Annotated in this window: 15 protein-coding genes and 1 pseudogene; all 16 read left to right on the forward strand. The window is 51.6% G+C overall.

Annotation, left to right across the window (positions count from 1 at the left end):
• Positions 1-123 precede the first annotated feature (123 nt).
• The 16 genes and pseudogenes from ACTJKB_RS09635 to ACTJKB_RS09710 all read left to right on the forward strand — a co-directional run bounded on the left by ACTJKB_RS09635 (position 124) and on the right by ACTJKB_RS09710 (position 21,810).
• On the forward strand, positions 124-1,887 hold the full coding sequence (locus ACTJKB_RS09635) for a sensor histidine kinase (protein ID WP_440833536.1): 1,764 nt from the start codon (positions 124-126) through the stop codon (positions 1,885-1,887).
• The gene (locus ACTJKB_RS09640) at positions 1,884-3,524 is read left to right on the forward strand and encodes a response regulator transcription factor (RefSeq protein ID WP_440833538.1); all 1,641 of its coding nucleotides are present in this window, start codon (positions 1,884-1,886) and stop codon (positions 3,522-3,524) included. Before ACTJKB_RS09635 ends, ACTJKB_RS09640 begins: the two co-directional genes overlap by 4 nt.
• Positions 3,525-3,558: 34 nt before the next feature.
• Entirely contained in the window at positions 3,559-5,292 is a 1,734-nt protein-coding gene (locus tag ACTJKB_RS09645) for a sugar ABC transporter (RefSeq protein ID WP_440833882.1), read from the forward strand.
• A gap of 361 nt (positions 5,293-5,653) precedes the next feature.
• Positions 5,654-6,310: a stage V sporulation protein AA gene (locus tag ACTJKB_RS09650; RefSeq protein ID WP_440833540.1), complete on the forward strand. Its 657-nt coding sequence runs from the start codon at positions 5,654-5,656 to the stop codon at positions 6,308-6,310.
• Positions 6,311-6,312: 2 nt separating this feature from the next.
• A complete protein-coding gene (locus ACTJKB_RS09655) occupies positions 6,313-6,738 on the forward strand; it encodes a stage V sporulation protein AB (RefSeq protein WP_440833541.1) in 426 nt (141 codons plus the stop codon).
• Positions 6,739-7,856: 1,118 nt separating this feature from the next.
• Positions 7,857-9,383 (forward strand): annotated as a pseudogene (locus ACTJKB_RS09660) (spore germination protein); the annotation flags it as partial.
• 120 nt (positions 9,384-9,503) lie between these two features.
• Complete coding sequence (gene lysA / locus ACTJKB_RS09665) at positions 9,504-10,838, forward strand: diaminopimelate decarboxylase (RefSeq protein ID WP_074107529.1); 1,335 nt, start codon at positions 9,504-9,506, stop codon at positions 10,836-10,838.
• A gap of 133 nt (positions 10,839-10,971) precedes the next feature.
• Complete coding sequence (locus tag ACTJKB_RS09670; RefSeq protein WP_074087558.1) at positions 10,972-11,403, forward strand: peptidylprolyl isomerase; 432 nt, start codon at positions 10,972-10,974, stop codon at positions 11,401-11,403.
• Positions 11,404-11,571: 168 nt separating this feature from the next.
• Positions 11,572-12,741 (forward strand): GntR family transcriptional regulator, encoded by a 1,170-nt coding sequence (locus ACTJKB_RS09675; RefSeq protein ID WP_440833544.1) that lies wholly within the window; start codon positions 11,572-11,574, stop codon positions 12,739-12,741.
• 181 nt (positions 12,742-12,922) lie between these two features.
• Positions 12,923-14,218 (forward strand): glycoside hydrolase family 125 protein, encoded by a 1,296-nt coding sequence (locus ACTJKB_RS09680; RefSeq protein WP_440833884.1) that lies wholly within the window; start codon positions 12,923-12,925, stop codon positions 14,216-14,218.
• A 47-nt stretch (positions 14,219-14,265) separates the two neighbouring features.
• Positions 14,266-15,573 carry an ABC transporter substrate-binding protein gene (locus ACTJKB_RS09685; protein ID WP_440833546.1) on the forward strand — a complete coding sequence of 436 codons (1,308 nt, stop codon included), beginning with the start codon at positions 14,266-14,268 and terminating at the stop codon, positions 15,571-15,573.
• Between the two features lie 73 nt (positions 15,574-15,646).
• The gene (locus ACTJKB_RS09690) at positions 15,647-16,534 is read left to right on the forward strand and encodes a carbohydrate ABC transporter permease (RefSeq protein ID WP_440833547.1); all 888 of its coding nucleotides are present in this window, start codon (positions 15,647-15,649) and stop codon (positions 16,532-16,534) included.
• Positions 16,535-16,591: 57 nt separating this feature from the next.
• On the forward strand, positions 16,592-17,455 hold the full coding sequence (locus ACTJKB_RS09695) for a carbohydrate ABC transporter permease (protein WP_440833885.1): 864 nt from the start codon (positions 16,592-16,594) through the stop codon (positions 17,453-17,455).
• A 42-nt stretch (positions 17,456-17,497) separates the two neighbouring features.
• Entirely contained in the window at positions 17,498-18,562 is a 1,065-nt protein-coding gene (locus tag ACTJKB_RS09700; RefSeq protein WP_440833549.1) for a glycoside hydrolase family 76 protein, read from the forward strand.
• 61 nt (positions 18,563-18,623) lie between these two features.
• Positions 18,624-19,691: a glycoside hydrolase family 76 protein gene (locus ACTJKB_RS09705; RefSeq protein ID WP_440833551.1), complete on the forward strand. Its 1,068-nt coding sequence runs from the start codon at positions 18,624-18,626 to the stop codon at positions 19,689-19,691.
• 64 nt (positions 19,692-19,755) lie between these two features.
• Complete coding sequence (locus tag ACTJKB_RS09710; RefSeq protein ID WP_440833552.1) at positions 19,756-21,810, forward strand: RICIN domain-containing protein; 2,055 nt, start codon at positions 19,756-19,758, stop codon at positions 21,808-21,810.
• Position 21,811: the final 1 nt, after the last annotated feature.

Raw genomic sequence — 21,811 nt, forward strand, 5'->3', positions numbered from 1 at the left:
CATTCATTGCTGGAAAGTTTCGCTAAGGTTCCGAACATGCGTGTATTCCAGTGATTACCTTTGCGTCCCTGAAGAAACTTTGTACAATAAGAGCTATCGACTCAGGTGCGGGATGTGAAACAGATGTACAGATATAACTTGTTCAGCAAAATCGTAGGGATTATGGTCATTATGCTCATCCCGATCACCTTTCTATATTTCTTCTCCAACAAAACGACCACCGATGTGCTGCGCAGTGAGCTGAACACATCGAATAATACCCAGCTCCGCTTTTTTCAGAATCAGGTGGAGACCCAGATGGAGCTGCTGTCCTCCTGGCCGATCCTGCTCATTCACGATCCGGATATTTTGACGCTGAAGGATATGGCACCGGAACAAGAAAATTTGAATCTGAAGGCGATTCAGCTTGTTAAGCGCATACAGACCAAAATCAGCATTCAGGAAAGCTCCTCCAATTGGAACAGCAAGCTGTCGCTCTATTCCCCTGCGGTCCGCCGGATGGTGACGGAGAATGATGCGCTGCCGTATAGTGACGACGAGCTCAGGGATGAGGTCAAATCCGGCTGGCAGGTGAATACCATAAAGGATCAGGGCGAAGAGCGCTTCCTGTTCTCCTGGTTTTCCTATACACCCTCCATGCCGCAGTTCACTCCCAGCCGGGCAGCGACGATTATGAAGGTGGAGTTCGACAGCCGGAATATTGAGGATATGCTGGATCAATTCAAGAGCGATGGCCGAAGAGATCCGTTTTATTATAAACAAGGTACAGGACTGATTTTGAACCGCACTGCCGACCGGGTTCTGGCGGAGCAGCTGGTGAAGCAGCTGGAGCCGAAAGAGCTGAGCGGAAGCGGGAACCGGACACTGGAGATTGGGAATAAGTCCTACAGTGTCAATATTGTCTATTCCTCCAAGATGGGATGGGCCCTTATTGACTATATGCCACTGTCTGATATTCTGCAGCCCATCCATACCTCCAATCGGCTGTTTTATTTCTCAGTCAGCGCTTTGCTGCTAATGAGCTGTCTTACCGCCTATTTATTGTACGTACAAGTGCAGGTGCCAGTCAGACAGCTGGTAGGCGGATTTCAAAAGCTCAAGCAGGGTGATTATTCGGTCCGTGTGGGGATCAAGGGCAGAAACGAGTTCAGTTTCCTCTCGATCCGGTTCAACGGCATGGTGGAACAAATGCAGGAACTGATTGAAAAGGTGCTGATGGAAAAGATCCATGTGCGCGAGGCCCGGCTGAAGCAGCTGCAGTCACAGATCAATCCCCATTTTTTCTACAATTGCTTCTCTTTCATTACAAGCATGGCGAAGCTGGACAATACGAAAGCGGTGGTGGGGATGTCCCATCATTTGTCCCGTTATTACAGGTACACCACCCGGCAAGAGCGGGAGATGGTCCCGCTGCCCGAAGAGGTGGAGTTCGTGACTCATTACCTGGAGATTCAGAACATGAGAATGAGCCGCCTGAAATACACCATCCATATTCCACCGCAAATGCGCAGAGTGGACATCCCTCCGCTTATGCTTCAGCCCTTGGTGGAGAATGCGGTGCTGCATGGCATAGAGCCTGCGGCACAGGCAGGGCAGGTGCGGATTACAGGCGTCTGCCAGGGCGGAAAAATGATGTTGACGGTTGAGGATGATGGACAAGGCATGACCCCGGAGGAGATCGCTTTACTGGAGCAGAAGCTGGTCCGGGCAATGGATGAAGAGATGGGCTGCGGGCTCTGGAATGTCCATCAGCGGATGCGTCTGCGCTTTGGTGAAGAGGCGGGGATTGCCTTCGCACCATCACCGCTGGGAGGTCTGCAGGCCACGCTGTACTGGCTGCTGCCCACGGATCATTCCGAGAAGGCTCTTAGGGAGGGACAAGAATGATTGAACTGCTGCTGGTGGATGATGAAACCTATGTAACCGAAAGCCTGGCCCGAACCATCCCCTGGGAGGTGCTTGGGGTGCGGGAGGTATACCAGGCCGCTTCTGCAACGGAAGCGCTGGAGATTCTGGAGCGGCAATCGATTGATATTATCGTTACGGACATTTCCATGCCCGGGATGGACGGGCTGCAGCTGATTGAGGCGGCAACCGCCCGCTGGCCGAATCTCCGCTGTATTCTCCTTACGGGGTATTCTGACTTTGGCTATGCCAAGAAAGCGATCCAGCTTCAAGCCATCGATTATATCCTAAAGCCGGTAAACGATGAGGAATTCATGCAGAGTGTCTCTACTGCCATAGAGTCTTTGAAGGATGAATGGGAAGCCCATGATAAGTATCATCAGCTGCTGTATACCCGGCAAGGGGATTTCAGTGTGCTCCGTGGCAAGCTGATGCACGATCTGTTGCTTGGGAAACAAATGTCTGAACGGTCGCTTGCCCAGAAGCTGGGGGCCTATGAAATCGGTTTTGAGCCCGGAGCTGAGGCCGTACTGCTGCTCATCCAGCTTGGAAGGCATTACTTGACGATGGACCCTAGTTCCATCTCTCTCATGGAATATGCCATCGGCAACATTGCCGAGGAGCTTTTTCACAGCCATTTCCGTGTGTGGTTCTGCAAAGCCCCTCATGATTGCCTGGTGCTGCTCGTGGAACCGAATGATGAAACCAAGCACGAGCTTGTATTGACAGGCAATCACGAAGCCAAACGTCATGAATGGTTACAAGAGGCAATTACGCGTTTTCAGGGAGCGGTCAGCAACTATCTGAAGGGAGAGATCTCACTGACCGTTACGGAATGGTTTATCTTTCCAGACGGAATGACCGCTGCATACCGCAGCGGACTAGGGTCCATGGTGTTGGCTTCGTCTGTGGATTCCGGTTCAGTGGTGTTTCTCAAGGATCGGTATTCACCGGAGCCGCTGGCTTTCAAACCGCTGGATAGCCTATACCGGCCGCCCACCCTGATTCATTTGCTGGAATCGAAGCAATGGGAAGCTGTCCGCAGCAAGCTTGAGGATGTGTTTCGCGACATGGAGCACACCTCTTTTTCCAGAGAACATTTGTATGAGGTATTCCTGTCTATTACCAGCGCATTTATGTACATTGCCCACAAAAGCGGCCAGTTCATGCATCAGATTGACGAGCTTGTCCTGGACCCGCTGCTGGCACAGGATCTTAGCTCATCCAGCGGGAGGCTTAGGGGATGGGCGTTTGAGCTGCTGGACAGACTTCGGGCAGAACTCTCGGAGAGCGATCAATACACGAAAAGCTATATCATCAAACAGGTGCATGCGCTGGTCGGAAGTCCGTCAGGCTATGAATTGTCCGTGAAGACAATAGCCGACCAAGTCTATCTCCATCCGGTATATCTGTCCAAAATCTATAAAGCCGAGACGGGTGAAGCACTCGGGGATTATATTATCCGCATGCGGATGGAACGGGCCTTGTATCTGCTGAAACATACGAATAAGAAGGTCTATGAGATTACTACGGAGCTAGGCTACCAGAACCCACAGTATTTCAGCAAAACGTTCAAAAAGCACTACGGGATGACACCAAATGAATTTCGAGAAGGATAAAGAAAAACAGCTTAATCAGGTTAGGGGGATATGGATGGGTGCGGACGGAAAAATCAGGTTGCTGGTACTGTTCCTGAGTGTCATGCTGGCGGTCGGTCTCGCAGGCTGTAAGGACAAGGATACCGGGGTTATCCCGCCGAATCCCAATTCAGACGTTATCTCCCCTGCGGCGGCTGCGAAGGACAATGCCTACAAGGCCAAGTATGACCCTGAAGTTACGGTCACTACTGTATGGGGGGTTGACCCGCAGCTGAAATTCAAGAACGGGGAATCCATTGAGCAAAATGTTGCCACACACTGGGCCAAAGAGATGTTCGGCATTAAGATCCAAACGCTCTGGTCCATCACCGACACCAATGGTGCATTCGGGACCAAACTGCGCCTTGCGTTGTCGTCAGGCCAGGAAATGCCTGATATTGTGACCATCGGTACAGCAGATACAGCGATTGCCCAGGATCTGATTGATTCCGGGCTGTATGCCGAGGTAGGAGAACTCTTCGATACCTATGCTTCATCTACCTGGAAGGAAGCGATGGCCCAGGACCCCAACGTGTGGAATCCCTACAGCCGCGGAGGCCGGAAAATGGGTCTGCCTGTTCTCGATTATGCATATAATCATGACTATATTTTGTGGTACCGCCAGGATTGGCTGGATAAACTGCATCTTCAGGTACCCGGCACCATGGAAGAGCTTGAGAAGGTCATGGAGGCCTTCAAAGTGCATAATCCGGACGGCTTGGCCCCCGATCAGGTTACTCCGCTAAGCATCGGCTTCAAATCGACGATGAATACATGGATGGGCGACCCTTCCTGGATCTTCGGCGCGTATGGCGCTCTTCCCGACCAATGGAACATCGGCCTGGGCGGCAAGCTGGAGTACGGCTCCGTGAACCCTGTGATCGCGCAGGGGCTTGCGAAGCTGAGAGAATGGCACAGCAAGGGCTACATTCCTCAGGAGGCAGCGCTCTGGGATGAGAACAAGACTGCGGAGCCTGCTGTTGCAGGCACAGCGGGCATTATCCCCGGCCCATACTGGATGAGTGGCTGGCCTTTGCAGGATACACTACAGAATGTTCCGGGTGCAGTTTGGACACCGGGTGTCATTCCCGCCGGACTGGATGGAACCGTCATGCGCCATGGCACACCGTTCTCCAACGGGGTTACGCTGATCAGCAAAGCCATGAAGCACCCGGAAGCCTTTTTTACTTATGAGAATTATCTGTTCGACAACTTCGCTGCTCCGGAGCCGGGGAGCGGGCTGGAGAATGGGCTGTTCGCAGGTTATGACTATGAGCTGAGCGCCAGCGGCAAGATGTTGCCCAGTGACAAAATTTCCGGCGGCTACGTGAACAGCATCCGATATCTGCTGGTCCGCGACGGAGCGCGTGTCCCTTACGCCCAGCTCCAGGCGATGCTCAATCTTGCGGATGGCAAGGAGCCGTCTACCCGGCTGGAGAAGGATATTGCGGTCAATTATGGCAAAAGTACTCCGGCAGCGGCCAAATTGCTTTTACAGCAGAAGGACAAATCCCACAAAGACATGTTCACCGGACCCGCAACGGAAACCATGAAATCGAGGCTAGACTATCTGAACAACCTGGAGAATGAGGTGTTTAGTGCGATCATATACGGAGAACAGCCGCTGACAGCTTTTGATGATTTTGTGGCGTCATGGAGAGCGGGTGGCGGCGAGCAAATCACCCGTGAAGTGAATGAATGGTACGATACTGTAAAGTCTGAAGAAAATGAAGCTGATACTGTACACTGAAGCTAAGCAAGGGGCTGTTACGTATTCCGCTTCTTTCCCAATAAACCTATAACGGCTGTACTTGTCCTTTGAGGACGGGGCAGCCTTTTTCATTTAAAGACAAGAGTTTATATGTTTCACGCTAAAAATTATTCTTCTCTTTCTAGCTGATACGGATGCCATCCTTATAGGGACGGCGTAGCCGTTTCCACTTGTACATTAAGTTTGAAGCAGGGAGTGAGTGGTGGTGTTCCCCCGCATACGATGAGGTCAAACCATAGTTTTGTGCAGTCCAAGAGTAAAAATAAGCCTTTTCTCCCATACTACCGTTATTCTTGCTCGTTGCCGCTTTACATCAGATCCTTTCAGGAGGTGTCCGCGCATGACTGCCCATCCGGCTCCCGCAATTTACATACAGCTCAAAAACCGGGTGACGGTACCCAAAGGCCAAAGTGTTCTGCTGCGGGATGTGGCATATTTGATAACCGATACGGAGTGGAGAGAGCCGCTGTATTCGCTCCTGCTGGTGGACCCTGTGCAAAGCGACGGTAATCTGATCCTGATAGACCTGCTGACAGTAATTCCGAAGATTCATGACCTCCTGCCGGGAGCAGATATTCAGCCGATTGGTGAGGGGCGGACCCTGGTGCAGATTGAAGGACCTGTAGAGTCGCGGAAACCGTCCATTGCTTTGTTTATCCTCGTCTGGCTGCTGCTGTTCTTCGGCTCGGCGCTGACGATTATGAATTTCCATGCCGATGTCAGCATGCTGGAGGTGCAAGTCAGGATTGTTGAGATGCTGACCGGCCGCAGGGATGAACATCCCTATGTGTTTCAGATTGCCTATTCGATGGGCATCGGGTTTGGCATGGTGATTTTTTTCAATCATCTCTTTAAGAAAAAGTGGAACGAAGAGCCGACCCCGCTTGAAGTGGAGATGTTCCTCTATCAGAAAAATATCGACCACTATGTAGTGAACGAAGAGTACAGCAAACTAAAACGCCGTGGAGATGAAGCCTCCGGGCATTCGGAGGAATGAACATGACCGCACAGCTGACGCTTGCGCTGAATCTGCTGCTTGGCATTGCCGGAGGCATTGCGGTAGGCGGCGGGGTGATCGCTCTTTTCATCGTGCTGGATATGGTACCCCGGCTGGCTCAGCTGACCTCCTCCTACGATAAAGTGCATTGGTATGAGGGGGCTATGGTGGGAGGATCGCTGCTTGGCACCATGTCTGATTTCTGGAATTGGCGGATTGCCGCCGGGCCTTTGGCGGAGCTTGCGGTAGGTCTGTTTGACGGGGTATTTGTCGGTATGCTGGCTGCAGCCCTGACCGAGGTGCTGAATGTGCTGCCTATACTGGCCAAACGTCTGCATATGACTCATTTGCTCTTCGGGCTGCTCATGGCAATGGTCTGCGGCAAGGTTGCGGGCTCTTTGTTCGATTGGTTTGTGTACCAACAGTAAAAGGGGGTTATGGAGTGGTAAGGTATGTTCACAGCGGATATTACATGGATGAGCCGCATGACAAGGAACAGGAGTCCGGAAAGGACGGTATGGAAGCAAGGAGTGAAGAAGAAGCAGGAACAACAAATATGGAAGCCTCAGCAGATCTGGGCACCGCTGAAGGAGACTCCCCAGGAGCGGGTGAAAGTGATACAGCCCGGACCGATGATACAAAGGGGTCAACAGCAAAAGACAAGGCAGACGCAGATGCTTCATCGCCTGGGGTCAACCAGACTCAGGATGCTGAAGCAGCGGAGGAACCCGGTACAGAAGAGCCCGAGAACGGTGGAAAGGGATTCCTGGCCTCTTTATTTGGAGACGACGAGACGTCAGAGGAAGCGGATGTAGCCCAGGCGGAATCCGGATCTTCTGGAACTGCAGAAGCTACTGCAGATACAGTAGGAAAAAGTGATTCGGGAGGGGAAGAGGACGCCGAAACACGTGCCGGTGTTGATGCGGTGGCAGGTGAAGGGACGGGGAGACAGGACACTGAAGCCTCTGACGAGCTTGGTACAGAGGGTCCGTCCACTGACAGTCCATCAGCTTCAGCTCTGACAGATGATGAAGCCGGCAATGCCAAGGGCAGTGTTGTGGACAGCGATGTGGATATTGGTGTGGACGCCGGGGCAACCGGATATAGCGACCATGATCTCGAACCATCGGATGGGGCAGGCACGCCGGGTCAAGAAGGAACGGCAAAAAGCGATGAACCTTCCATAACCGATGATTCCGCACAAGGCAGCACCACTGCCGATAAAAGCTCAGCCGGAGATGGTACGCAGGATGCTGAGGCATCGGAGGAACTGGGATCACAGGAGCCGGAGGGTGGTAAAAAGGGCTTTTTTGCCCGATTGTTCGGAGACGACGAGGAGTCTGAAGACGATGGATCAGAGACGGAATCGGATGATCAAGCTGCTCCCAAGCAGTCCGGGGAAGGGTCAGCAGGAGAAGTCCAGGCAAGCCAATCCGATCCAAAAGGAAAAAGTGCAAAGAAGAATAATGAGAATAAGGCCGAGGACAAGAAGAACGATGATCCCCGGCAGGAGAAACGCGATGATCCCCGGCAGGAGAAACGTGATGCGGAGCTGTCCGATTCTCTCGAGCAGTCTATCGTTTACTGGCAGGGTGATGATACGATCCCGCTTAGGCTGGAGGATACCAAAAAAACACTGACCGAAGTGATGGGTCTGGGTTCATCCTTTGATGTGGTATTCCGGGAGATGACCTTTGGCGGGCGCAAAGCGGCCTTGCTGTGCATCAGCGGGTTCGCCAAAGATACAATCATTGATGAAATCCTTAAGCGCTTGACGTATCTTACCCCTGAGAATATTTCCACGGATGTCCTGGCCAGCTTTATGACGGAATACATTCCTCACGTGCAGGTGGAGAAAGGGGAATTATTAAGCGAGAGCATCAACAAGGTCCTTTCGGGAATGAGTGTTTTTTTTCTTGAAGGTGAGACTGAAGTTATCATTATGGATACCCGTTCCTATCCCTCGCGCAGTCCTGATGAACCCTCTATTGAACGGGTCGTGCGCGGAGCGAGGGACGGATTCACAGAGACATTGCTGAGCAACGTTGCTCTGGTCAGAAGAAGGGTCCGCGATCCAGGTCTGAAGTATGAGATGCACCAGGTGGGCCGCCGGACAAGAACGGATGTCTGTATCGCCTATATTGACGATATCGTTGATAAAACTCAGGTGAAGGCTGTTACCGAAAAAATTAAGAGCGTGAATATTGACGGTATTCCGCTTGCCGACAAACAGCTGGAGGAAGCGATCGTCGATGGGGGGTGGAATCCCTACCCAATGGTCCGCTATTCAGAGCGTCCGGACGTTGTCGCATCCCATCTGCTGGAAGGCAGGGTGGTGGTTTTTGTCGACACTTCACCGAGCGTGATGGTTCTGCCGACAACCTTTTTTGATCTATGCCAGCACGCTGAGGAGAACCGGCAGACACCATTTATGGGGTCTTATCTGCGCTGGGTACGCTTCATTGGGATTTTCGCCTCATTGTTCCTGCTTCCGCTCTGGATGCTGCTCGTAATTCACCCTGAGCTGAAACCGGCAATGCTTGATTTCATCGGACCGCAGAAAACTGCCAAAATCCCGCTCCTTGCCCAATTTCTTCTTGTCGAGCTTGGGGTCGATCTGCTACGTATGGCAGCTGTACACACCCCGACTCCACTCGGCTCGGCGATGGGTCTCATTGCCGCCATCCTGGTGGGTGACATTGCCGTTCAGACAGGCCTCTTCGTCAATGAGGTGGTGCTGTATATGGCTGTCGCATCCATTGGTATGTTCGCCACTCCGAGTTATGAGCTGGGGCTGGCCAACCGGATTGTCAGGCTTGCGCTGCTGCTCGCCGTGGCCGCGTTCCAGGTGCAGGGCTTTATGATCGGCTCTACACTGCTGGTGATTCTGTTGACTACGCACCGTTCCTACAATTCTTCGTATATGTGGCCGTTTATACCGTTTAATGCAAAGGCTATGGGCGCGATTCTTCTGCGTCAGCCTGTACTCAGCTCCAAAACAAGGCCTTCCTTCAACAAAACCAGAGACAACACACGGATGGCGCCCGTTCAGAAGAAAGAGGACGAGTCGTAGTAAAATACAAATCAACTGCAAATTAGTCCATTCAATGGTGTTCCCTTTGTCTGCTATACTGAATACACTAAATAGACAGGGTGGAACAAGACTTTCCACAGAAATTGGAGGACTGTACAAATGTTTTTACACGGGACGAGCCGAATTAATGATGCCAATCATCTGGAGATCGGCGGATGTGATGTGACAGAATTGAAGGCGGAGTATGGTACCCCGCTATATATAGTGGACGAGCAATTGGTCCGGCGCCGGTGCCGCGAGTACATGGAGGCTTTTACCGCATCCGGGCTCGGATTTCAGGTTGCTTATGCCAGCAAAGCCTTCTCGGTCATGGCGATGTGCCGCTTGGCCGACGAAGAAGGACTGTCTCTGGATGTTGTGTCGGATGGGGAGCTGTATACCGCACTTCAGGCCGGATTTCCGGCAGAGCGTATCCATTTTCACGGCAACAACAAAACGCCGGATGAAATGGAGATGGCGATTGATGCCGGAATCGGCTGCTTCGTGGTCGACAATCTGGTGGAACTCAGCATGCTGCAGGCCATTGCACAGCGCAAGGAAGTTACAGTTAATATCCTGCTGCGGGTGACCCCGGGTGTGGAGGCACATGCCCATCACGCGTATGCTTCCACCGGCCAGACCGATTCAAAGTTTGGTTTCGATATTGGCAATGGCTCTGCGCAGGAAGCGGTAAGACTGGCTTCGGAGAAAAACAATCTCCACCTGCTGGGCGTTCATTCCCATATCGGTTCACAGATTTTTGAAACGGAAGGTTTCGAGCTTGCGGTAGAGCGGATTGCTGAATTTACACGGAAGGTAAAGGAAGAACTTGGTGTATCGTTCCCCGTAGTCAATCTCGGCGGCGGATTCGGGATTCGTTATGTGGAAGGTGATACACCGCTGAAGGTGTCTGAATATGTCGCAGCTATCACGGGTGCGGTGAAGACGCATTTTGCCGGAATTGGCGAGTCGCTGCCGCAAATCTGGGTTGAGCCTGGCCGCAGCATTGTGGGCGATGCCGGAACTACGCTCTACACTGTTGGCACGAACAAAGAGATTCCAGGCGTACGCAAATATGTTGCCGTTGACGGCGGAATGACTGACAATCCGCGTCCGGCGCTCTATGAATCCAAATATGAGGCGCTGCTGGCCAACCGTGCGGCTGAACCGAATGAAGAAACAGTATCCATTGCCGGCAAATGCTGCGAAAGCGGTGATATGCTGATCTGGGATGTGGAATTGCCGAAGGTGGAGAGCGGGGATCTGCTCGCCGTAGCCTGCACAGGCGCCTATAACTACTCGATGGCCAGCAACTATAACCGGATTCGCCGTCCGGCAGTGGTATTCGTGCAGAACGGGCAAAGTGATCTTGTGGTGCGGCGCGAGTCTCATCAGGACATTATTGCTAATGATGTGATCCCTGCTCGCATTGCGAAGCAGACGGTGATGAAGTAAGTTATTACTGCGGAGATTGTGTAGCAGAAATACAGCAGGCGGATTTCTCTTCCGTCTGCTTTGCTTTGTGCGTGATTTCATAGTAAACTTATAAAAGTGTTCACATCTGTAATTTCGAAAGGGGTATTTACATATGGCAAAGCAAGCGAAAATTACTCTTGAAAATGGCGGCGTCGTGCTGATCGATCTGTTTGAAAATGATGCACCTAACACGGTTGCCAACTTTGAAAAGCTGGCGAAAGACGGCTTCTACAACGGTCTGGTCTTCCACCGTGTGATTCCTGGCTTCGTAGCTCAAGGCGGTTGCCCAAATGGTACAGGCTCCGGCGGTCCAGGTTACACCATCAACTGTGAGATCAACCCGAACAAGCATGAACGCGGTTCGCTGGCTATGGCGCATGCCGGCAAAAATACTGGCGGAAGTCAGTTCTACATTGCCTATGCTCCACAACCACACCTTGATGGCGTACACACCGTATTCGGTAAAGTCGTAGAAGGTATGGACAAGGTAGATGCGTTCCAAGGGCGGGACAAAATGACTTCGGTGGAAATTATCGAAGCTTAATTTTCTTAAACGTTGTACGAGTTCAAAAAAGCAGATCTCTCAAAAGGGGGTCTGCTTTTTTTGCATCCCCTTGTCAGAAATACTATGCATACGTCGACAATCTTAATATATCATGATATATTATTATGTATAATCACGAAAAATCAGAGTCAGGAGATAGTGAAAGTCATGAACGAACCGACTTCTTCCAAGCCGATGTATGAGAAAATATTTGACGAAGTGAAGGAAAGCATATTGACTCAAGTCTATAGGCTTGGAGAACGCGTTCCTTCCGAAAAAGAGCTTGCTGAAACCTATAATGTAAGCCGAATTACCAGTAAAAAAGCACTGGAGCTGCTAGCAGCAGAGCATTTGATCGTCCGCAAGCCGGGCAGGGGGTCTTTTGTGGCTGATCCTGCCACTGAACCTCAGGAATTACCGGTGGGAGCAGGCAGCCGGGGCACTGCAATTAACACGGAGGAGAAAACCATAGGGCTGATCATAACGGACTTCGGCAACAGTTACGGGACCGGGCTGATCTACGGTATGGAACAGGCCTCGCGTGATAACGACTGTTTTCTGGTCTTGCGGAGAACCTTCGGAATTCCTGAGAATGAGGAGCAATCCATCCAGAAGCTGCTCAACCTGGGCGTGGATGGACTGATTATTTTCCCGGCACAGGGCGAATATTTCAACGCTGAGATTCTCAAGCTGGTCATTGGGCAATTCCCGCTGGTACTGGTAGACCGTCATTTGAAGGGTGTTGCCGCGGCATCGATCAGCTCGGATAATCTTCAGGCTGCGCTGGAAGCCACCGAATATTTGTTCGATCTGGGGCATACGCATATCTCGTTCCTATCCCCTCCGCCGGTAGATACAACGGCCGTCGAAGACCGGATAGAAGGCTTCATTCAGGCTCATGCCCAGCGGGGGATTATGGTGGACAAAGAGCTGTGGGTCAGCGACCTCACTTCGACACTTCCTAAGTTTTTTAACCCGGATAATATTGAAAGGGATATAGCGCGCCTGATATCTCATCTGGAGAGCCATCCTTCGATTACCGCCCTGTTTGCCATAGAGTACAATATTGCCCTGCTCGCCAAAACAGCAGTGGAACGCCTGGGGCTGAGAATACCTGAAGACATTTCGATTATTTGCTTCGACAGTCCGCCAACACATCTCGGAGGTGGCTATTCCTTCACCCATATGCGCCAGAATGAAGAGGAGATGGGGCGGATCGCTGTAGAAAATGTGCTAAGTCTTATGAACGGGCATTCCGTACCCAATAAAGTAATGCTGGAAGCGAAGCTGATCCCCGGCAGCTCAACCGGACCTGCGGCCCCGAACAAACGGCATTAGCCAGAAGACCCATTCAACCGGATGGGTTTTTTTGTGGTTTAGAAATGCTTGATGATTCAGGTTCTGTTACTGTTATTGGTATATCATTTCATTAAAAATATTGGTTGACATATTAATTGCATACCAATATACTATTTAATGTAAGCGCTTAATAAAAACATAAACTAGGGAGGTTATCCTGCTGAATACCTCAAAAGAAATACCTCATTCCATTCAGCGTCTGTCCGCTCGGGTCAGAGAGACGCTGCCGGACCGCCCTAAACTGGCAAGCATGTTCGAGCAATGTTTATCGAACACCTGGAATACCACAATTCAACGCCAGCGGGATGGAACGACTTTTGTCATTACCGGGGATATACCGGCCATGTGGTTAAGGGATTCTGCCGCTCAGGTCAGGCCTTTTCTAATCCTGGCCGCAGAAGATGAAGCCATAGCAGATATGATCGAGGGCTTGGTGAAACGCCAGTTTGCGTTTATCGAATTGGATCCTTATGCCAACGCGTTTAACCGAGAAGCGAACGGCCAAGGGCATCAAAAGGACCTGACGGTCATGAACCCGTGGATTTGGGAGCGGAAATACGAAATTGATTCCTTGTGTTATCCTGTCCAGCTCAGTTATCTGCTGTGGAAGAACACCGGCCGGATCACTCCGTTCGATGATGCTTTTGTAAAAGGGGTCTGGCGGATAATCAGCCTCTGGACCACAGAACAGCATCATGAACGTGATTCCGCATATACGTTTCAGCGAACGGATTGTCCACCCACCGATACCCTGGTCCGAGAAGGAAAGGGCAGCATGACCTCCTACACGGGAATGACGTGGTCCGGGTTTCGTCCAAGCGATGATGCCTGCGAATATGGCTATCTGATTCCGGCCAATATGTTCGCCGTCGTTATCCTGCGATATGTATGCGAAATTGCCGGAGAAGTGCTGAATAACCCGGAGCTTGCGGCAGCTGCACAACATCTGCTGGAGGAGATCGATGGAGGCATACAGCAATACGGGCTTGTGAACCATCCTGAATATGGAACTATGTATGCGTATGAGACGGATGGATTGGGCAGCGTGAACCTGATGGATGATGCGAATGTTCCGAGTCTGCTGTCGAGTCCTTATCTAGGCTATACTTCTGCTGATGATCCGGTCTATATGAATACACGCAGATTTATTCTGAGCAAAAGTAACCCCTACTACTTTTCAGGAACTGCTGCAGCAGGTATTGGCAGTCCCCATACCCCCAGCCGATATATTTGGCCTATTGCCTTGGCGGTACAGGGAATGACATCAGGCAGTGCCGAAGAGCGGCAATCCATGCTGGATCTGCTGGAACATTCCGATGCCGGCACCGGATATATGCATGAAGCCTTCCACGCAGACCATCCTGACGAGTATACCCGCCCCTGGTTCTCATGGGCCAATATGATGTTCTGTGAGCTGGTGCTGATGTGCTGCGGGATTGAAATTAAGCGGAGTTAAGGGAACGGCAACAAGGACATACCAAATAGTGTAAGGGGGATACAACAATGAAAAAATGGATGATTACGGCGCTTTCCCTGGTTATGCTCTCGGCCCTGACAGCCGGTTGCGGCGGGAATTCGGACAATTCCGGAACACCCGCAGCCAAAAACAGCGGAACAGACGCTGGCAGCAAAACCGAGAAGACAGAGCTTACCTTCTGGGGGGACTGGGGGGGAGAAGGCCAGAAGCAGTTCGAGACTATGGTCGACGCTTTTAACAAATCCCAGGATAAGATTCATGTGAAATACGTGCTGCAGCAAGATATGATCACTAAGTTTTTGACGGCTGCCACGAATGGCGGCTCCCCCGACGTACTGTTCTGGGACCGTTGGCGGACCTCACTCTATGCCCCCAAAAATGTGCTGCATCCTGTTGATGAGTATTTGACACGGGACGGCATCTCTAAGGATGATTTTTATAGCGAATCGCTGACGGAGCTCTCTTATAACGATAAATTGTACGGCCTTCCGCTTACGGTAGATGCACGGGCCCTCTTTTATAATAAGAAGCTGCTGGCAGAGGCCGGGCTTCAGCCCCCCACAACCTGGGATGAGCTGGAAACCGCAGCCGCGAAGATGACCAAATGGAAGGGCAACAAGCTTGAAGTCGCCGGCTTCTCGATGGCGGACCTGGGTCTGTTTAATATGTACCTCCAGCAGGCTGGCGGTACCATGCTGACCGAGGATGGGAAGACCAACTTTAATAATGATAAAGGCAAGCAGGTCTTGGAATTCTGGGACCGTTTGATGAACAAAGACAAGGTGTACAAAGTTGGCTTCGAATTGGGACTGGGAGAAGGGCAGGATGCCTTTGTTACCGGGAAGGTTGCTATGCTCTATTCCGGTCCATGGATGCTGAGCACCTACAATAAATATGGCAAAGACCTCGATTACGGTGTCGTTCCGCCTCCCGCAGGTCCGAACGGCGACAAGGGCAGTGTAATGGGCGGCTTCGGCCTCGTCATTCCAGAAGGCTCCAAGCATCATGATGAGGCATGGGAATTCATCAAATGGTGGACGGCCAACAAGGACAACGCTTTGCTCTGGGCCAAGACCAGTCTCAATCTGCCGGGCTTCAAGCCCTCCATGGAGGACCCGTTCTTCCAGAATGATCCGCTGTGGAAACCGTTTTTGGAAACGCTGGAATTTGCCAAAGTCCGTCCTTCGCATCCCGGCTACTCTGTAATGGAGACGGACGCTCTGGCACCTAATCTCCAGCTGAACCAGCAGAACAAGCTGAGTATTGAGGATACCCTGAAGAAATCCCAGGAGCAGGGGGACAAAATGCTCAAGGATAATGAAGTTGTAAAATAGACAGTTGCCAGCAGCAGGGGGATAACCCCCTGCTGCCATGGAGTCTTGCTGCATGATGAAGGGGGGAAGTTAGATGGCTTCCATGAGAAAGGTAGAAAGACACCAGGCGCGGACAGCTTATTTGTTCATCACGCCAACGGTGCTGCTGTTCGCGGTGTTTACAGTCATACCTGTAGTGATGGCCTTATACCTAAGCTTTACTAATTATGACGTGCTCAGTAGAAATGACTGGATTGGACTCGACAACTACCGGCGGCTGATCAATGATGATCTGCTATGGAAGACATTCCGCAATGTCTTTTTGTATTCGGTGATTTTTGTCTCGCTTAATATTCTGATTTCATTGCTCCTAGGGCTGCTGCTAAGCCGGGCGTGGCGCGGGGTCAAGCTGTTCCGCACCTTCTATTATCTGCCTACGCTGACTTCGGCTGTTGCAGCAGCAACCGTATGGATCTGGCTGCTGCATCCGGAATTCGGGCTGGTCAACGGTCTGCTCTCCTATGTCGGGATTACCGGACCTGCCTGGCTGTCTGAGACGAGAACGGCCATGCTGTCCATTGTCATGCTGACCCTGTGGCAGTCGGTCGGCTCCAATATGATTATTTATCTGGCCGGTCTGCAGGGAGTGCCGGATTATCTATACGAATCGGCGCGGCTCGACGGAGCAGGTAAACTGGACTGCTTCCGGTTTATCACCTGGCCGCAGCTCCGGCCAACCACTTTCCTTGTCAGCACTATGGCCATTATCGGTGCGCTGCAGCTGTTTGACCAGGCATTCGTTCTGACACAGGGTGGTCCGGCGAATGTTACCAAAACACCGGTCTATCTGATTTACCAGCAGGGCTTCAACCAGTTGCAGATGGGATATGCTTCAGCTCAGGCCTTTGTGCTGGCCATGGCTATTCTGGTGTTCTCACTAATCAACATGCGGATATCCAAAGCCGAAGAGCCGGTCGTATGAGCAGGATAGCCCGGAAAAAGGAGGTATACAGCCATGGGTGTTACCGGCGGCTCTGCAATGAAGCGGGGCTTTAACAAAACTGTGTATTATATCGTGTGTATTCTTATCGCTATAGCTATGTTACTGCCATTCTACTGGAGCGTACTGACGTCCCTGAAGCCGGATGATGAGATTTTCGCTATGCCCATTAAGTGGTTTCCGGATCATTTAACCTTTGAACATTACCGTAAAGCGTTTACGACTGTACCTTTTGCCCTTTATTTCTGGAACTCGCTGGTCCTGGCTTTAGCCGGTGTACTAGCTAATCTGTTCTTTGGCTCACTTAGCGGCTATGCCTTTGCGAAGCTGAAGTTCAGACTGAATAAGCCGATCTTCCGCGTGCTGCTCGCCGCCATGATGATTCCTGGTATCGTAACCATGATTCCGACGGTATATGTCATGCGCCATATTCCGTTTGCCGGTGGCAATGACTTCTTTGGCAGTGGCGGGAATGGCTTGATGAACTCGTTTTGGGGCATTATTCTGCCGGGTGCATCCGGTACTTTTGCGGTATTCTTCATGCGTCAATTTTTCCTCACCTTACCCAGTGACATGATGGAAATGGCCCGGATCGAGGGCTGCAGGGAATTTATGATCTTTTGGCGCATTTATCTGCCCCTGACCAAGCCGGCGCTGGCTACCTTGAGCATTTTTACCTTTCAGGCAGGCTGGAACGGCTTCCTATGGCCGATGATCGTGCTGAATGACCCGGACAAGGCGACCATCCAAATGGGACTGCAGGCCTTTTCCTATAATTTTCAGACGGATTACGGGCCCATGATGGCGGGTGCGCTGGTGGCTATTTTGCCAATACTGGTGTTGTTTCTGGCCTTGCAGCGTTATTTTGTACAGGGCATTGCGTTCAGCGGTATCAAAGGTTAGCGGCGGCTGGCAATAGATCAACAGATATGGGGAGAGAGCCTAATGAAGCAAACGAAGCTTGAAGCTGCACAATGGGAGGAACGGGCAGACGAGGCGCAGGAAGCGCTGGATCATTTCTTCTGGAATGAGTCCATAGGAATGTACAACATCGCAACGCCTTGCCCGGACGGGGAGTGCAACACTGTATTTCACTACTGGTGGATGGCGCATGCCGTGGATGTGCTGGTGGATGGTCTGTTGCGGACGAAAAACGGACGTTATGAAAACCGCCTCGCTTCGCTGCATGAAGGTTTATTGCGCCGCAATGGCGGAGTATGGCCGAATGAGCTCTATGATGATATGGAGTGGATGGCCTTGGCCTGGCTTCGCGCCTATCAGGCAACCGGGAAGACTCGCTACAAGGAGACAGCGCTGTTGTTGTGGCAGGACATCCAGACCGGCTGGAATACCCACATGGGAGGGGGGATTGCCTGGCAGAAATCACAGCTTGATTACAAAAATACCCCGGCCAACGCACCGGCTGCTATTTTGGCCGCCCGGTTGTATCAGTCCTTCGCCGATCCGCAGGATCTGGAATGGGCAGAGAATATTTACCATTGGCAAAAGCGCCATCTCGTAAACCCGGAGACTGGTTTTGTCTGGGATGGTATGAACCGTATGGGTGACGGCTCAACCGATAAGGATTGGAAATACACCTACAATCAAGGGGTATATATCGGTGCGGCCATCGAGTTGTACCGGATTAAGGCGCAGCCCGCTTACCTTGAAGACGCCCGGCAGACCTTCACCGCTGCTGTTAAGGAGCTGGCCGATCCGCAGTCCGGTATTTTGCCGGATGAGGGGGATGGGGACGGCGGGCTGTTCAAGGGTATTCTGGTCCGCTATGCTGCGGAATGGGTGAAGGCTGATCCGGAAGCAAGTGAAGCCGTGGCTTTTCTGCACAGAAATGCAGAACGTCTTTGGGGGAGCGGAAAGGGGGCGGATGGCGCCTTGTTTGGTACAGACTGGAGCCGCCCGCCTGCCGGCATTGTCCAGCTCAGCTCCCAGCTTAGCGGCATCAAGCTGTTGGAACGGCTGGCTGAGCTAAGCAGGATAACTGGTAACTAAGTTATACCAGTATTGTTAGTCCTATTGGCATACCCATCATCCTGATATATGAGGTGATCTGATGGACATTTCCGCTGAAGCGGTAATGAAGGCGGATTGGCCGGCGCGTGCGGACGAGGCCCAGCGGAGCCTGAAGAAGCATTTTTACAATGAAAAAACCGGAATTATGAATCAGTGGTTTCCGCGAGAGTACTTCCGGTCGGATGACAACTTCTATTATTGGTGGCATGCTCATGTGCTCGATGTTCTTATAGATGCTTATGAGCGTAATCATGACCCTGAATTAGCCATACAGATCCGGGAGTATAGCCGCAGTCTGCGTGCTTATAATGGCGGGACCTTTCTCCACAATTATTATGATGATATGGAATGGACTGCGCTTGCGTTGCTGCGGGCGTTCCAGGCTACCGGTGAAGAGGAGTACAAAACCGCTGTATTGGAACTATGGACGGATATTCAAACCGCGTGGAACGATCACTTCGGCGGAGGAATGGCCTGGAAGAAGGATCAGCTGGATTACAAAAATACCCCGGCTAATGCGCCTGCCGCTATTTTGGCTGCGCGTCTGTACAGCCTGCTGAGGAATCCGGATGATTTGGAGTGGGCGGTCCGCATATTCGAATGGAATCAGGCTCATCTGGTGGATCCGGGTTCAGGCTTGGTGTGGGACGGGATCAACCGGCTGGGAGATGGCAGGATTGACTATGATTGGGCATTCACTTACTGCCAGGGCGTATTCTTGGGGGCAGGAGTGGAATTGTACCGTGTTACCGGGGAACAGAAATATGCAGATGCTGCTCTCCGCACGGCCCATGCCTGTATCAACCGTCTGTGCGACCAGGATACTCTGCTGCTGCCTGATGAAGGCATTGATGACACCGGTTTGTTCAAAGGAATTCTGATCCGTTATTTCGCTCAGCTGGAGAAGCAGTTCCCCGGAGCAATACCTGTCCGTGAGGTTATTCTGGCTAACGCGGATGCTTTATGGAATACAGGACTGGACCACCGTTCAGGGTTGTGCGGGCCCTCTTGGGAATTGAAGCCTGTACTGCCGGTTCAGCTTAGTGTCCAGCTCAGCGGACTGATGCTGCTTGAAGGAGCGGCCATTATGCAGAAGACATCTATATAAGTGAACTTGAATAATAACAGAATCATATTCTTTAGCTTTGGAAATGATCCAAGGAGATGATGTGATGAGGAAAAGAGTTAACGGCAGGGTCGGATTGGGTTTAAGATGTATCCTGGCTTTCCTGCTGGTCTGGCCCCTAATGATGGGTACCTTCACTGTGCCACAGGCATCCGCATTAAACAATGGTCTTGCACAGACTCCGCCGATGGGCTGGAACAGCTGGAACTACTACGCCTGCAATGTGGATGAGAACAAGATTAAGGAAGCGGCCGATCTGCTGGTCAGCACCGGGATGAAGGATGCCGGCTATAAATATGTCGTGATTGACGACTGCTGGCAGACCGGCCGCGATGCGAACGGAAATATTCTGGCTGATCCGGTCAAATTCCCCAGCGGTATGAAGGCGCTTGCAGATTATGTTCACAGTAAGGGACTGCTGTTCGGGCTCTATACGGATGCAGGTTATACCACCTGCGCAGGAAGGCCGGGGATGTACAACCATGAGGTTCAGGATGCCCTGACCTTCGCGTCCTGGGATGTAGACTATGTGAAAGTGGACTGGTGTGATAACAGGGGGATGGACCCGCAGACGAGGTATACACTGATCCGGGATGCGCTTTTGAACTCCGGGCGCGATATCCTGTTCAGCATCTGCAACTGGGGCATCAACAAGCCTTGGGTATGGGGTCCTGAAACAGGGAACATGTGGCGGACAACAGATGATATCTTTGATTTCTGGCAGCGGGTGACCTGGATTATCGATCAGAACTATCCCCTGGCTAACTTTGCCGGACCGGGCAGGTGGAATGACCCCGATATGCTAATGGTAGGCAATTATGGAACGGGGGCTGTTTTTGGAGAGGGCATGACAGATACGGAATACCGTTCCCATTTTTCAATGTGGGCGATTATGGCTGCACCGCTGATCGCCGGGAATAACCTTTCCAGCATGACCGCATATACCCAGGCAACCCTAATGAATTCCGAAGTGATTGCTGTAGATCAGGACCCGCTCGGCAGACAGGGCGTACTGGTTAGCGATGTAGACGGCAAACAGGTATATTCCAAACTGCTGCAGACCCCGGGCACCAGGGCCGTTGTCCTGTTCAACCGGTCGGAAACAGCTGCCTCCATGACCGTGAATTTCACCAGTCTGGGACTAGGCTCATCAGCTGCTGTCCGGGACTTGTGGCAGAAGTCGAATCTGGGCAACTATAACGGAAGTTATTCAGCAACCGTTCCCCCACACGGCACAGTGATGCTAAAACTGACCGGCACGGAAGCAACGACGAGCCCTATCGTCTCCGGTAAAACCTACCGGATCATCCCCAAATCAACCGGACTATCGGCGGCAGTCGAAGCTTCCTCCACACAAAATGGAGCCAAGGTGCTGCAATGGGATTACGGCATTTCCCAAAATGACAAATGGACCGTTACTTCGACTCCTGGAGGATTCTATAAGCTCATTAATGTGAACAGTGGCAAAGCGCTGGCCGTAGAGAACGGGGATCCCAACAACAACGCAAAAGTCATTCAATGGGACTATGGCATAACCGGCAACGACCAGTGGCAGATTGAAGGCATTGGCCAGGGATATTACAAGATCATTAACAAGCTCTCCGGCAAATCCCTCAATGTGGCGGATAATTCGTTGATCAGCGGTGGCGGATTCATTCAATGGACCTATGGAGCGGCGGATAATATGACCTTCCAGATGGTTGAAACCGATGTGACCTATGAAGCGGAAGCGGCTGTGCTGCATTCTCTTTCCACGGAATCCACTCATCAGGGCTATACGGGCAAAGGCTACATCTCGGGATGGAACGCAAACGGTAAGTGGGTGGACTTCAATGTCATTGCCGATACGGCCGGAGTCTACAATTTGACCTTCCGTTATTCCGGCGGAGCGGGTAACGCAGGGCGTTATCTGTATATAAACGGGGCAGGGGTTGTCAATAATGTGGTGTTCAACGGGACGGGGAGCTGGGATTCCTATAACACCGTTACTATACCAAATGTAACCCTGAACAGCGGCAGCAACACAATTTCATTAATTTTTGATACCGGTAAGGGAAGCACGAATTATCTGAATCTCGATCATCTGAAAGTATCCCACTGAT

Origin of the sequence: Paenibacillus sp. 22594, from assembly GCF_052044425.1 — a bacterium.
GTDB lineage: Bacteria > Bacillota > Bacilli > Paenibacillales > Paenibacillaceae > Paenibacillus_AQ.